At 38.4% G+C, this 13,620-nt stretch carries 10 protein-coding genes and 1 riboswitch; of the genes, 8 read left to right on the top strand and 2 right to left on the bottom strand.

Going from position 1 to position 13,620, the window contains the following annotated elements; genetic code table 11:
• Window positions 1–252 precede the first annotated feature (252 nt).
• Window positions 253–1,785, top strand: a complete 1,533-nt coding sequence (locus BMMGA3_RS08770) for a multicopper oxidase family protein (RefSeq protein WP_004434443.1) — start codon at window positions 253–255, stop codon at window positions 1,783–1,785.
• A 306-nt stretch (window positions 1,786–2,091) separates the two neighbouring features.
• Complete coding sequence (locus BMMGA3_RS08765) at window positions 2,092–3,441, top strand: Nramp family divalent metal transporter (RefSeq protein ID WP_081848751.1); 1,350 nt, start codon at window positions 2,092–2,094, stop codon at window positions 3,439–3,441.
• Window positions 3,442–3,585: 144 nt separating this feature from the next.
• On the opposite strand, the gene BMMGA3_RS08760 is transcribed toward BMMGA3_RS08765, so the two are convergent.
• Window positions 3,586–5,616 carry a molybdopterin oxidoreductase family protein gene (locus BMMGA3_RS08760; RefSeq protein WP_004434441.1) on the bottom strand — a complete coding sequence of 677 codons (2,031 nt, stop codon included), beginning with the start codon at window positions 5,614–5,616 and terminating at the stop codon, window positions 3,586–3,588.
• 271 nt (window positions 5,617–5,887) lie between these two features.
• On the opposite strand from BMMGA3_RS08760, the gene queC reads away from it, so the two are divergent.
• The 6 genes from queC to BMMGA3_RS08730 all read left to right on the top strand — a co-directional run bounded on the left by queC (window position 5,888) and on the right by BMMGA3_RS08730 (window position 12,367).
• Window positions 5,888–6,568 (top strand): 7-cyano-7-deazaguanine synthase QueC, encoded by a 681-nt coding sequence (gene queC, locus BMMGA3_RS08755; protein ID WP_259674491.1) that lies wholly within the window; start codon window positions 5,888–5,890, stop codon window positions 6,566–6,568.
• 5 nt (window positions 6,569–6,573) lie between these two features.
• Window positions 6,574–7,056, top strand: a complete 483-nt coding sequence (gene queD, locus BMMGA3_RS08750; protein WP_004434435.1) for a 6-carboxytetrahydropterin synthase QueD — start codon at window positions 6,574–6,576, stop codon at window positions 7,054–7,056.
• Window positions 7,049–7,777 carry a 7-carboxy-7-deazaguanine synthase QueE gene (queE, locus tag BMMGA3_RS08745; protein ID WP_004434433.1) on the top strand — a complete coding sequence of 243 codons (729 nt, stop codon included), beginning with the start codon at window positions 7,049–7,051 and terminating at the stop codon, window positions 7,775–7,777. Before queD ends, queE begins: the two co-directional genes overlap by 8 nt.
• A 429-nt stretch (window positions 7,778–8,206) precedes the next feature.
• Window positions 8,207–10,375: a methyl-accepting chemotaxis protein gene (locus tag BMMGA3_RS08740; protein ID WP_004434431.1), complete on the top strand. Its 2,169-nt coding sequence runs from the start codon at window positions 8,207–8,209 to the stop codon at window positions 10,373–10,375.
• 23 nt (window positions 10,376–10,398) lie between these two features.
• Entirely contained in the window at window positions 10,399–10,611 is a 213-nt protein-coding gene (locus tag BMMGA3_RS08735; RefSeq protein WP_004434430.1) for a DUF2187 family protein, read from the top strand.
• A gap of 148 nt (window positions 10,612–10,759) precedes the next feature.
• Window positions 10,760–10,863, top strand: a riboswitch (SAM riboswitch).
• Between the two features lie 109 nt (window positions 10,864–10,972).
• Window positions 10,973–12,367 carry an LLM class flavin-dependent oxidoreductase gene (locus BMMGA3_RS08730; RefSeq protein ID WP_004434428.1) on the top strand — a complete coding sequence of 465 codons (1,395 nt, stop codon included), beginning with the start codon at window positions 10,973–10,975 and terminating at the stop codon, window positions 12,365–12,367.
• A gap of 200 nt (window positions 12,368–12,567) precedes the next feature.
• On the opposite strand, the gene BMMGA3_RS08725 is transcribed toward BMMGA3_RS08730, so the two are convergent.
• The gene (locus tag BMMGA3_RS08725; protein ID WP_004434427.1) at window positions 12,568–13,335 is read right to left on the bottom strand and encodes a DUF3891 family protein; all 768 of its coding nucleotides are present in this window, start codon (window positions 13,333–13,335) and stop codon (window positions 12,568–12,570) included.
• Window positions 13,336–13,620: the final 285 nt, after the last annotated feature.

Below are 13,620 nucleotides of genomic sequence, written 5' to 3'. Positions count from 1 at the left end.
ACTATTAATTAAAAATTCAAAACTTTTTTCGATTTTCATGATATTCCCAAATAGGGGAAACAACAACACCTAGTTAGTTGATATGTAAGGGTTGCGAGTAAAAACTCATGAAAGTTTTCTGTGATTTTCTCAAGCAATCGAACTATTTGAACTGCAAAAACCATTTGTATTTGTCATACGGGGCTTGTAATATTTATAACCTTTAGAAAGAAAGAAGGTAAAATTATCATTAGGTGTTAAAGGAGCGGAAATATGATTCTCTCTAAATTTGTAGATGAGCTCCCCATTCCCCCTATTTTAAAAGCTCTACGGAAAGATCAGTTTCATACTTATTATGAAGTGAATATGACGGAATTTAAGCATTCATTTCATAGTGAGTTAAATGACACGACTGTATGGGGCTATGAAGGCAGTTATCCAGGACCCACAATTGAAGTAGAGAGCGGAGAAAAAGTGTTTATTAAATGGATTAACAATCTTCCAGATAAGCATCTTTTGCCGGTTGACAATACGGTGCATGGCGCCCATGTGGATGTACCGGAAGTACGAACGGTGGTACACGTACATGGCGCTAGTGTTGAATGGGAAAGCGATGGCTACCCGGAGGCTTGGTTTACAAAGGGATTCAAACAAGTTGGTCCTTATTTTAGAAAACAAATATATCGATATGATAATTACAATCGAGCTTGCACCCAATGGTATCATGACCATGCGCTTGGCATCACGAGGCTCAATGTGTATGCTGGATTGGCAGGATTCTATCTTATCAGAGATCAACGGGAACGTATATTGAATTTACCAAGTGGGGAATATGAGATCCCTCTTATGATACAAGACAAGACTTTTAATAAAGATGGTTCTCTTTATTACCCAAAGCAGCCAGAAAAACCAGTTCCGGAATTAGAAACGTCGATAGTTCCTGAATTTATTGGGGATGCCATTTTGGTGAACGGAAAAGTTTGGCCGCATCTAAAAGTGGAACCCCGTAAATATCGATTCAGGCTGTTAAATGCATCCAACACTCGTTTCTATAGGCTAAAACTTGATTCCGGACAACTTATTTATCAAATCGCGACGGATGGAGGTTTCATGCAATACCCGATAGGAGTCAAAGAAATCATGTTGGCACCCGCAGAACGAGCAGATGTGATCATTGATTTTACCAATCTTGAGGGCAAGAATATAATCATGACAAATGATGCGCCCGCGCCTTTTCCAACCGGAGATCCGGTAGATGAAAATACAAGTGCTGTAATGCAGTTTAGAGTGACTCTTCCACTGGCAAGTGTTGATACGAGTGTTATTCCGGCTTATATGATGCCTCATCCCAAAATAAAAGAACAGTCAGCTTCAAAGATACGATACCTAACATTAAATGATAATATGGATAAGTACGGTCGTGAATTCATGCTATTGGATAATAAACAGTGGGATGCCCCCATAACAGAAAATCCAAAATTGGGATCTACCGAAATATGGTATCTAATTAACTTAACTACGGATACACATCCTATTCATCTTCACTTAATTGATTTTCAAATATTAGACCGGAGAGATTTCGATGTAGAGAAGTATAAAAAGGAGAGAATTATCCATTATACAGGTCCTCCGATGCCTCCCGATCCACAAGAACGAGGATGGAAGGATACAGTAAGAGCTAATCCTAACCAGGTAACTCGAATTATTATGAAGTTTGGTCCTTATGAAGGATTGTATGTATGGCACTGTCATATCTTGGAGCACGAGGATTATGAGATGATGAGACCGTATATTGTTATCAGATAATAGACTGTTCTCCGTCAAAAATAAGTACTTGAACTACAAACATCGTCTTTAAACCTGTCGCTTGTCATCTTTACGCGGATGAATTGTTAAAAAATGCCTTAGAATTCTGCAGCATCTTAGCGAGTCGATACTAATATACTATAAAAGTTTCCCTTGACTAAAATATTTTCTGATGTACAATTTATTTAAGCAACATTTTCTTTGCTCTTACATATAACTAATTTTAAGTGTAGGAGCAAATTTTTTTAGCTTAAAAGTTTCCTTAATGCAAAATATTTAGTACAAACCAATAATGAGGTGATAATTATGAGTGAAAATATAAAAAAACTGGCAGCTGTTGATGATGGTTGGAGAAATAAACGGACACAACCAACGCTGCCCGAAGTATATAGAAGTTTGCGAATACCAAAGAAGGGTTCTTGGATCAAAAAGTTTCTGGCGTTTGCTGGACCAGGATACTTAGTAGCCGTGGGGTATATGGATCCGGGAAACTGGGCAACTGATATTGCAGGAGGTTCCCAGTTCGGATACACGTTACTTTCAGTTATTTTGCTTTCAAATTTAATGGCAATATTGCTTCAAGCATTAGCTGGCAAGTTGGGAATTGTAACAGGAAGGGATTTAGCCCAAGCTTGTCGAGATCATTATAGTAAGCCAGTGGCAATGGTCTTATGGATTTTATGCGAGTTAGCCATCGCAGCTTGTGATCTAGCGGAAGTGATCGGTTCAGCAATCGCTTTAAATTTGTTGTTTGGAATTCCGTTAATATATGGAGTCATAATAACAGCTCTGGATGTATTGGTCGTATTGTTATTGCAGAATAAAGGTTTTCGTTATATTGAAACGCTCGTGATTATTTTAATTCTAACCATTGGTGCTTGCTTTGCGACTGAAATCTTTCTTTCTAAGCCCGATGTAGGCGGTATATTGAAGGGGTTTGTGCCAAGCACAGAGATTATTAACAATCCATCAATGCTCTATATCGCAATCGGTATTTTAGGTGCAACCGTAATGCCTCATAATCTTTATCTGCATTCTTCCATTGTGCAGACACGCCAATACGATCGAACAACATTGGGTAAACGGCAAGCGATCAAATTTGCCACTTGGGATTCAACCATTGCCTTATTCTTTGCTTTATTTATTAATGCATCGATCCTAATTGTTTCTTCTGCTGCATTCCATAAAGCAGGAATGAAGGATGTTGCGGAGATTGGTGATGCTTATCATTTGCTTGCTCCATTGCTTGGAACAACACTTGGAAGTATTTTATTTGGAGTTGCTTTGTTGGCTTCGGGACAAAACTCAACATTAACAGGAACGTTAGCTGGTCAAATCGTGATGGAAGGTTTTCTAAACATTCGCCTTCCTGGTTGGTTAAGAAGGCTTATCACTCGATTGATTGCCATTGTCCCAGCCGTTGTTGTAACTGCTCTTTATGGCGAAAGCGGAACGGCGCAATTACTTATTTTGAGCCAAGTTATTCTGTCTTTGCAGCTTTCCTTTGCGGTGGTTCCTCTAATACAATTCACAAGCGATAAAAAGAAAATGGGGGAATTCGCTAACCCATTATGGTTGAAAGTTATTGCTTGGATTGTAGCTATTGTGATTATCAGCCTAAACGCATATTTATTGTTTCAGACTTTCTTTGGATAATGATTGGCTCTCTTAAAATTTCTGTTAAAGATAAACAGTTTGAGATTAGCTAGGGTTAAAATTAAATAAAAAAGAGGCTGTCTCATAAGGGTCTGACCCTTAGGCTTTTGAGACAGCCTCTTTTAATCTACTATCATTACAAACTTACAGTTTCTCCACATCTACACGGCCGGAAAAGAATGTCGCTCCGCCGCCCATATCTGCTAATCGATCCGGGGTAAGTGAGTTTACAAGCTGTTTCGCACCTCCCCATAATCCTTGGGTGACGACAACACCTGGAAGTACGTTTTCACCTACTGAAACTTTCATTTCACATTCTCCGCGATGGTTCCAAACTCTGACTTGATCTCCATCATGAATGCCTTTTGCTAAAGCATCTTTGACATTCATATGCAAGCGTGGTTCTTTTTCAAGAGAAATATGTTTTTCATTATTTGAAAAGGTTGAGTTTAAAAAATTATGATTTGGTCCGGGAACAAATAGAAATGGAAAGTCCCCATCGTCAACTAGAGGTGTATAGGTTGGCAGCGGGGGATACCCGTCGTCTTCCATCTTTTTTGAATATAACTCGATTTTTCCGCTGGGTGTTGGCAGTTTTCCAGGAAATAAAGGTTTTACGTTTGCTTTGACATATTGTTTTTCAACTAATGTTTCATAGTCAATTCCTTCTAAGTAAGGATTGTTTGGGTGATCAAGTGCTTGCGCAATCATTTCTTCATCTGACTCATCAAAAACTCGATCATCAAAGCCCATTTCTTTTGCCAGCAATCGGAACACTTCTGTATTTGATTTAGACTCTCCATATCGTTCAATGACAGGCTGCTGAATCTGAATATAATGATGCCAATACGATGTATAAAAATCTGTATTTTCAAAGGATGATGTTGCAGGAAGTACAATATCAGCGTATTTTGCCGTTTCAGTTAAAAATAAGTCATGTACGACGACAAAGAGATCTTCTCGTGCCAGTCCTTCTCTTACTTTATTGGCTTCAGGAGCAACAACCGCAGGATTCGAACAGTACACAAATAAAGACTTTACCGGCGGGTCTAACTCTAGTAATGCTTGGCCTAGTAAATTCATGTTAATGACGCGAGTATTTTTGTTTTTTAGTAAATCCGGACGTTGTAATTTTTGAGTATTGTAGGCTAAATAGTCGCCATTTCCCTTAATTGCTCCGCCGCCTTTTACAAGCCATTGTCCAGTCAGGGCAGGAAGGCAGGAAATGGTTCGAACAGTCATGCCTCCATTATCATGATGCTGAAGCCCATTTCCGATTCGAATAAAAGAAGGGGAAATTTGCCCGTACATCCGTGCCAGTTTATAAATATCTTCAACCGGAACACCAGTAATGCTGGAAACAGTGACGGGATCATATTGAACAACATGCTCACGCAATTCTTCATGTCCAACTGTATATTTTTGTAAGAAAGCAGTGTCTACCATGTCCTCGTCAAATAAAATATGCATTATCCCTAGAGCGAGAGCACTATCGGTCCCTGGCAAAATGGGAATAAACCAGTCTGCCAATCGGCCGGTTTGATTTTTATGTACATCAATGACAATAATCTTAGCTCCGTTTTTTCGGGCCTTTTGGGCAAGAACAACCTGATGCATATTCGTGCTTACAGCATTAATCCCCCAAAAAATAATTAATCTTGAATGAATGGTATCTTCCGGGTCTATTCCAAACCTGCCGCCCATCGTATATTTATACCCTTCTGTTCCAGCTGCAGAACAGATGGATCGATCCAGCAGGGAGGCGCCTAACCGGTGAAAAAAACGACGGTCCATACCTTCAGCGCTAAGATTTCCCATGTTGCCATAGAAGCTGTACGGAAGAATGCTTTCCGGTCCATCTGTTTGAATAAGTTTTTTCCAATGGGCAGTAATCGTTTTAATTGCTTCCTTCCAGCTTATCTGTTCAAATTTCCCTTCTCCTTTAGCTCCCGTACGTTTCATTGGATATTTCAAGCGCTTTTCATCATAAATTCGTTCCGTCATATTCCGTACTTTGTTGCAAATATTTCCCTTTGTTACTGGATGGTTAGGGTCACCCTCTATTTTTACGATTTTTCCATCTTTTTTATGTACAAGCAAGCCGCATTGATCAGGGCAATCCAGAGAGCAAACGGATGGAAATACGCCATTTCGCTGATCCACATAAGAGTGCATATTCAGTCTCCTTTAATCATAAGATAACTTACTAATGTTTGAATGAGTTTAAACTTAATAGATTAAGATATGTAAAATAATAAAATAATTTAAAAACTCTAGCAATAACTGCTTTACAAGATATACCAGAAAGATCATTTTTCGTTTTTAAAAAATTATGTTAGAATAGAAGTAAGTGAATAAAAAATCCGTTCATACGGTAGAGGTTCTAGCTACCCTCTTTAAAAAAACTAAGAAAACAGTACTACTTTCTTAGTAGTGCTGTTTTTTCATTGAAAGGGAGATTTTTGAAATGAAAAAAGATAAAGCCATTGTAGTATTTAGCGGAGGCCAGGATAGCACCACTTGTTTATTCTGGGCTATGAAGCAATTTGAAGAAGTAATTGCAGTTACTTTCGATTATAATCAAAGACACAAAATGGAGATTGAATGTGCCAAAAATATCACAAAAGAACTCGGTATTAAACACCATATTCTAGATATGTCTTTGTTAAACCAATTGGCACCGAATGCACTAACTAGGGATAATATTCCTGTAAAAGCTGGGGAAGAAGGCGAACTGCCATCAACCTTTGTTCCAGGCAGAAATTTATTATTTCTTTCATTTGCCGGAGTGCTGGCTAATCAAGTGGGGGCAAAACATATTGTAACCGGTGTTTGTGAAACTGACTTTAGCGGATATCCGGATTGCAGAGATATTTTTATCAAGTCATTAAATGTGACATTGAACCTTTCGATGGATTACCAGTTTGTCATTCATACACCTTTAATGTGGCTAAACAAAGCAGAAACCTGGAAGTTGGCAGATGAACTGGGTGCTTTTGATTTTGTGAGAGAAAAAACGTTAACTTGCTATAATGGCATTATTGCAGATGGCTGCGGAGAGTGCCCTGCCTGCAAGCTTCGAAGAAAAGGACTTGAAGATTACTTGAAAATTCGAAAGGAGTTGTAGAGACAATGTACGGTTTTCGAATTGTTGATAAACTCCAAAAGCTCGATGAAGATATCAGGCGTGATCAGTTAAAGTATCATTCAAAACGTGTCCTTGTGAGCAAGGAATTTACGTTTGATTCAGCTCATCATTTGCATTGTTATGAAGGCAAATGCAAAAATCTTCACGGCCACACGTATAAAGTCATTTTTGGCTTGAGCGGATATGTGGATGACAGAGGATTACTAATTGACTTCAGCGATATTAAGGATATTTGGAAAAAGGAAATTGAAATTTATCTTGATTATAAATACTTAAATGAAACACTTCCGCCGATGAATACGACAGCAGAAAACATGGTCGTTTGGATTTATGAAAAAATGAAGGAAGCATTGGAAAAAGAAGACAGACAGCAAAAATATCAAGGGGCTAGAGTGGAGTTTGTCCGCCTTTATGAGACTCCTTCCAGTTATGCGGAAGCGAGACGGGAGTGGATGGAAGTTGAGTAAAATCCCCATAATGGAGATATTTGGCCCCACCATCCAAGGAGAAGGAATGGTGATTGGGCAAAAAACAATGTTTGTAAGAACAGCTGGCTGTGATTATTCATGTTCATGGTGCGATTCTTCGTTTACGTGGGATGGAACAGGCAAGGATTTCGTGAGACAAATGGAAGCTGAAGAAATATGGTCTGAGCTTAAGAAACTTGGCGGCGACGGTTTTTCGTTTGTAACAATTTCCGGCGGAAATCCGGCATTAATAAAAAATTTACAATACTTGATTCAGCTGTTAAAAGAGAATAACATAAAAATTTGTTTAGAAACACAAGGAAGCAAATGGCAGGATTGGTTCTTCGATATTGATGAATTAACACTTTCGCCGAAACCGCCAAGCTCAAACATGGTCACAGATTTTGACGTACTCGACACAATCATAAAAAACTTAGACAAAAATAATTCTTCTCAACATATTAGTTTGAAGGTTGTCGTTTTTGATGATCAAGATTATGAGTATGCGAAGAAAGTTCATCAAAGGTATCCTGATATTCCATTCTTTTTGCAGGTGGGAAATGATGACATTACCACGACCGAAAATCACCAACTAATTTCCAGCCTTCTAGGAAAATATGAATGGCTTATCAATAAAGTTTTGAAGGATTCTGATTTAAAAAATGTGAAGGTTCTTCCTCAATTGCATACGTACATTTGGGGTAATAAACGCGGTGTATAGTAATCGAAAACAACAGCTTTTTAATTTTGATAAAAATGATAAGGGTCTGAAACAATGGCCCTTTTTATTTTTATATGAAGGGATTTAAACTGATTTCAAACGTGTATGTGCTGCATAAAAAGATTTTAATTCTTGCTTCAAGTACCTCCAATTTTAGAAATCTCCAAAACTTTTACATACTAATCTCCAATCTGACTTCAAAAAATCCATCATGGTATATATATGATTTCATCCGTTTTTCCGCCATTCCTGATCTATCCCGTTTATTTATTTTCACTCCTTACATGTGTCACCAAGGGAAAAGAACATTTTATGTAAGATATATGTCAAACAATTACTGTTTGTTTGTTAGATTATCTTACAAAAGATCAACTAAATTTCTTGTTATATATTAAAATAATTGAAAAATAAGTTAGGAGTGCCAAGATTATGGGGTTTTTTGGTTGGTTGGATTTTCGGGAAGGGCTTCCTCTATGGTGGTCTTACAAATTAAATCAAAAAGAAACAGCAACAGTTGAAGAAATTTTCGAAGGGATTGCCAAAACACGTGTGACACTGTTAACTGATTGGGCACATGAACAATGGGGCTTTTTAGAAAAAACGTCAATGGAATTATCCTACTACTCGGAAAATAATCTTAACCCTTATCTGGAAAATAAGTTGCAAAAAAGCGTTTATTTTACTGAGTTGTTTTTACTAAATGAAATTGGAAAGGTTATGTTCTCTTCTTATCCGAAGCACAGGGGATTTACCTATACAGGGGAGCGTTACAAGTTATACAAGAAAGCCATAAACCAAGTGTATCAAACGAAACAAAGCATGTTATATGGGCCTTTCTTGGATGACATGACATTGGAAATCGGTCCACGGACGTCGAAATTCCATGATGAAGTGACATTTTTGTTCTTACACCCCGTTGTTAAAGAAGGGGAGCTCATCTATGTATTGGCTGGCCGAATCCCAAACGACGTTGTCGGAGACTTGAACCAGCGGGAAGCTGGGCATATATATCGAGATTCTGGCGATAATTATCTGTTTATGGCAAAGTCAAACTTCGATCCTGCGATTGCACCGGGGATCGCTTTATCCCGTAGCCGGTTTGAAGACCGCACCTTTACGCTGGGAGAAAACTTGAAGGATGGGATCAACACCAAACATTGGGGCGTAGTGAAAGTGAAAAATCACACGGAATTTGAAATCCGTTTTACCGACCCGGCGACCAAAGAACTGCATCCGGGAGTCATGAATACCATTCGGAATGGTCAGAATTTATTTGTCCAATTCCCTGGCTACTCAGATTATCGGCACATCCCCGTTATTGGCAAAGGGGTCACGTTCCAGCTGCCAGGATCACCCGATCTCTGGGGAATGATGTGCGAAGCAGATTTAGTGGAAGTTTACCGGAACCGATCGATCAGCTGGCAGCTTGGAAAGAAGTTTGCCTTATTAACCTTTATAGGAATCTTGTTGCACCTGGGGTTGTCTGTTCTTCCAATTCTCTCTTGGTTTACCCTACTTCTAAGTGTATTGTATGGAATCACAGCAACCTACCTGTTTTGTAAACGAGGAGTCGTTCCCATTGCCTCCCGAATGAAACAAATGACCGATATCATCCGGAAGATTGCAGAAGGCGGCGGAGATCTGACTACTCGCTTGGACAACAGCTTGCTGTTCCATGATGAAACAGGGGAATTGGGACGATGGGTCAACAACTTGATCGATAGCCAAGACGAACTGATGAGCAAAGTCAAAACCGCTAGCCTTGATGTCGAACAGATCAATAAATCTTTACGGGAAAAAACGGCCCGTGTAGAGCGTGATTCCTTTCACGTTATCAAACAGATGGGTGAAATGTCCGCAGAAATGCAAAGGCAATTGGAGGATGTTCACCAGGCCATGAAGCAAGTCGACCAAATTAGCGATACGCTGCAAGACCTGGAAAAACAGTCACATGAACAATTAGTAGAGGCCCAAGAGCAAATTGGGATCATTAACAGCAAAATGACCCATATCGTAGAAAAAGTTCATGAAACTTTAGCTTTAACAGACCATTTTAAGGAATTTTCCAATGACATCGGACGCATTGTTGATACGATCAATAGCATTGCCGAGCAGACCAATCTGCTTGCATTAAACGCCACGATTGAAGCTGCGAGGGCGGGAGAATATGGACGCGGATTTTCAGTCGTTGCCCAGGAGATAAGAAAACTTGCAAACCAAACTACGACAGCCACACAAGAAATTAGCAAAACGCTTGAAAAAATTGAAAGCAGTTCATTTATGGTTAAGGAAGCGATACAAGAAAGCAGCGATGAGGTGGAAAAGGGATCGAACTTTATTCATGCGGTTCAAGGTGTATTAAGTTCTATGGCCCAAGCCTCTGCCACCCATCCAGATGTCACTGATCAAATGCGCAGCATTATCAGCAATATTGCTAGGATTAACGAATGTAATGTGAAAACAGTCGGAAACGTGGACCAATCTGCTGAAAAAATGGTGAATTTAATCCAAGATGCACAATTTGACTCTGAACAGAGTTCCCTTATCGTATCAACGCTTCGCCGTTTGGTTGATAAATTTAAGCTTACAGTGAAATAAAAAAATAAGCAGGAGTGATGAAGATGGCTAAAAAAGCTAGAAAAGCTAAAATCGGTGATCACATTTTATTTTTAAGGAAAGACCAAACATTCCTAGGTATTGTTGAAATTGTAAGAGATAATAGCGTCATTGTAGAAATTTCAAAAGAAGCAGCTAAAGAGTTGGGTTATGAAACCAACAAAACCGTTGTAAAGCATTTTAATTATGTTGTCATAAAAGATATCGCAACAGCTTAATGCAAAATTATGAAAAATATCTGTAAAGACGAAAGAAATAACTTGACAGCTTAATAAGCATGGTTTAAATTAAAAACCAATAAAAGTTATAGAATTATTCGGAATATTCCTGTAACAAAGATGTATGACAACTTTATATTTCTTCGTATTCTTATCCAGAGAGGTGGAGGGACTGGCCCAATGAAGCCTCGGCAACAGGCTTTCCAAAGCACTGTGCCAATTCCAGCAAGCGCTAAGCTTGAAAGATGAGAAGAGAAGTTATTTTCATAACGAACCTCTTCTTGTTTGAAAGAAGGGGTTTTTTGTTTAACTTAAAAGGAATATGCCACAAAAAAGTAATATGAAAGAGAGGAGAAGGAAATTGGGAAAACAAATTATTTTAAATGCGTTTGAAATGACAAGTGCGATGCATAATTCTCATGGGCTTTGGAAACATCCGGAAAGCAAAAGACAAAGACGGTATAAGGATTTGGATTATTGGATTGAAATGGCGAAGCTGTTAGAACGAGGAAAGTTTGATGCAGTCTTTTTTGCGGATGTATTGGGAGTGTATGATACATATAAACAGAGCAAAGAACCGTCCATACGTGATGGCATGCAAATTCCTTTAATTGACGCAGCACTTGTGATACCAGTTATGGCAAGCGTAACAAAACATTTATCGTTTGCCTTTACGGTTAGTACTACGTATGAACCTCCTTTTGCTCATGCAAGACGTTTTTCAACGTTGGATCACTTGACCCAAGGAAGAATCGCATGGAATGTTGTTACTTCCTATCTGCCGAATGCGGCAAGGAATTTCGGGCTGCCGGAGATGATCAAACATGACCGTCGTTATGATATTGCGGATGAGTATTTGGAAGTTTGTTATAAATTATGGGAGTTAAGCTGGGAAGATGGGGCTGTAATAGAAGATGTTAAGAATGGCATTTTGGTAGACCCTTCAAAAGTCCATGAAATTAACCATTCAGGTGAATTTTTTCATGTAGAGGGTCCACATTTAAGTGAACCTTCATTGCAGCGCACCCCTGTTTTATATCAGGCTGGGGTATCTGAACGAGGAAGAGAATTTGCTGCAAAGCATGCGGAATGTGTATTTGTTGGGGGGCCAACTCCGGAAAGGATCAGGTTCTATACAGAGGATATTAAACAACGTGCTGAAAAATATGGCCGGAACCCTGATAATATTAAAGTGTTTTCGTTCCTTACGGTTATTGTGGGTGAAACAACAGAGGAAGCTGAGCGAAAATATCAAGAATTAAACCGCCTTTGGAGCCCGGATGCAGCAAAAGCACAATTTGGCGGAGCGAGCGGTTATGATTTGTCACAGTATGAAAAATCAGATTTGGATCAACCTTTTGAATTTAAACCGACAGAGCACGGACATTATAAAGCAGCATCTTTAACAAAGGATGCATCAAAAAAACTAAAAATCGGTGAAGCACTATCCAGGCTCGAAAATATTGACCGTGAGCAGGTAATTGTCGGAAATCCGATTGAAGTTGCAGACGCAATCCAATATCAATTTGAAGCATCCGGTGTAGATGGTTTTAACCTTAACCATCTTATTACACCTGGCAGCCTGGAGGACTTTATTGATTTAGTCGTCCCAATCTTGCAAGAACGCGGCCTTTACAAAACAGAATATAAGGAAGGTACATTAAGACAAAAGCTCTTTGGCCATGGAAGCAATTTATTGCCCGAAGATCATCCAGGAAGCAAATATAGAAGAATCTATTCTTCGGTTAATAACTAAACGCAAAAAGAAATCAGGCAATTGTTTTGTAAGTGTAAAAGCAAATTCAACATTTTAGGGTAAATGAGAATGACCTCTTCAACAAGTGAAGGGTATGGGAAATCCCTCCATTTGTTGAAGAGGAAGCCAAACAAAAGCTAGGATCTAGTATTAAAAAATGTAATCGCTTCCATATTTTACAAAGCCGGTTGCGACTGGTTTCATTTCGGTACGAATTGAACCACTCGTTCTTTTTTCGGTGCTTGTTTGTATGCTTTTGAAAGGCCGACATTCTCAATATCTGCTTTATTGACTTCTTTTAACGGTACAGTCACCTGAACTTCAGTTGAAAAAGGGAAATGAGTTAGGATTACTTTTTCTTTTTCTACCCATTCAGGAGTGATTTTTTCATAATTAAAAAAAGGAAATCTTTGACTGAATCCTTCAGCGAACCATTCCGTCTCAGATCTTTGTATCATCGGTTCATACATGCAAATATATAAAGACAGGTCATCACAAAAACGAAGGACTTGCAAGTGAAACTTGATCATTTCCTGTGCAGAGCTATCGGTTAGATGCAAATCATTAATAAGCCTATTCTGTCTTTTGTATTCGGAGTTTAAAAAGGACGGTACAGCATCGTCTTGAATCATTTCAAACAAAGTTGTATATTGCAAACTGCACAATAATGCAGCATATTTATTTTTACTTTCAACTTCGTCAATACCTTTTTTATAAAAAACAAATCTAGGGGTTAAGGGGAAATCTCGGAAAGAGAAGGGTACTCGCTTTTCATCATTCCAAAATGGTGTCTCATCTAGGTCGATCCAACCACGATCATGTTCAAAAACAGCAAGTTCAACATCTTTTTTTCGATCTAATGCTAAAAAATATTCGCTGCGCCAAGCTTTTGCAAATTCACCTGAAACTCGTGCATGATCATCCTGAGTTACCATGACAAAATCACTTTCTCTTTCATAGACAATCATGTTATCCCCCCTTCTTTTTTTATATTATTCGATGCAGCAGCAACGTATTCCTGTACTTCCATGTAAAAAAGTCTTTGTTTACTTTGTTTAATAGAATAATAGTCTTTCTTTTTGGAAATAGAAATGTAATCAATGACCTTTGAAGCCAATTTTGTTGTATTCTATTAAATGCAGTATTAAAATAATAGTAAAATTCAAAAAAATAAAATTTTGTAAAATATGACATTTATTCCTTAAAAATGAAAGGTGATTTTTGTTATACATATCAATGATTGGAGTTGTTAT

Origin of the sequence: Bacillus methanolicus MGA3, assembly GCF_000724485.1 — a bacterium.
GTDB lineage: Bacteria > Bacillota > Bacilli > Bacillales > Cytobacillaceae > Bacillus_Z > Bacillus_Z methanolicus_A.
This window is presented reverse-complemented; position numbering and strand designations above follow the sequence as displayed.

Bases quoted from the DNA above. Each gene is read 5' to 3' on its own strand.
- queD (WP_004434435.1), top strand. From the start codon at position 6,574: ATGTACGGTTTTCGAATTGTTGATAAACTCCAAAAGCTCGATGAAGAT.
- BMMGA3_RS08740 (WP_004434431.1), top strand. From the start codon at position 8,207: ATGGGGTTTTTTGGTTGGTTGGATTTTCGGGAAGGGCTTCCTCTATGG.
- BMMGA3_RS08770 (WP_004434443.1), top strand. From the start codon at position 253: ATGATTCTCTCTAAATTTGTAGATGAGCTCCCCATTCCCCCTATTTTA.
- BMMGA3_RS08760 (WP_004434441.1), bottom strand. From the start codon at position 5,616: ATGCACTCTTATGTGGATCAGCGAAATGGCGTATTTCCATCCGTTTGC.
- BMMGA3_RS08725 (WP_004434427.1), bottom strand. From the start codon at position 13,335: ATGATTGTCTATGAAAGAGAAAGTGATTTTGTCATGGTAACTCAGGAT.
- BMMGA3_RS08735 (WP_004434430.1), top strand. From the start codon at position 10,399: ATGGCTAAAAAAGCTAGAAAAGCTAAAATCGGTGATCACATTTTATTT.
- BMMGA3_RS08765 (WP_081848751.1), top strand. From the start codon at position 2,092: ATGAGTGAAAATATAAAAAAACTGGCAGCTGTTGATGATGGTTGGAGA.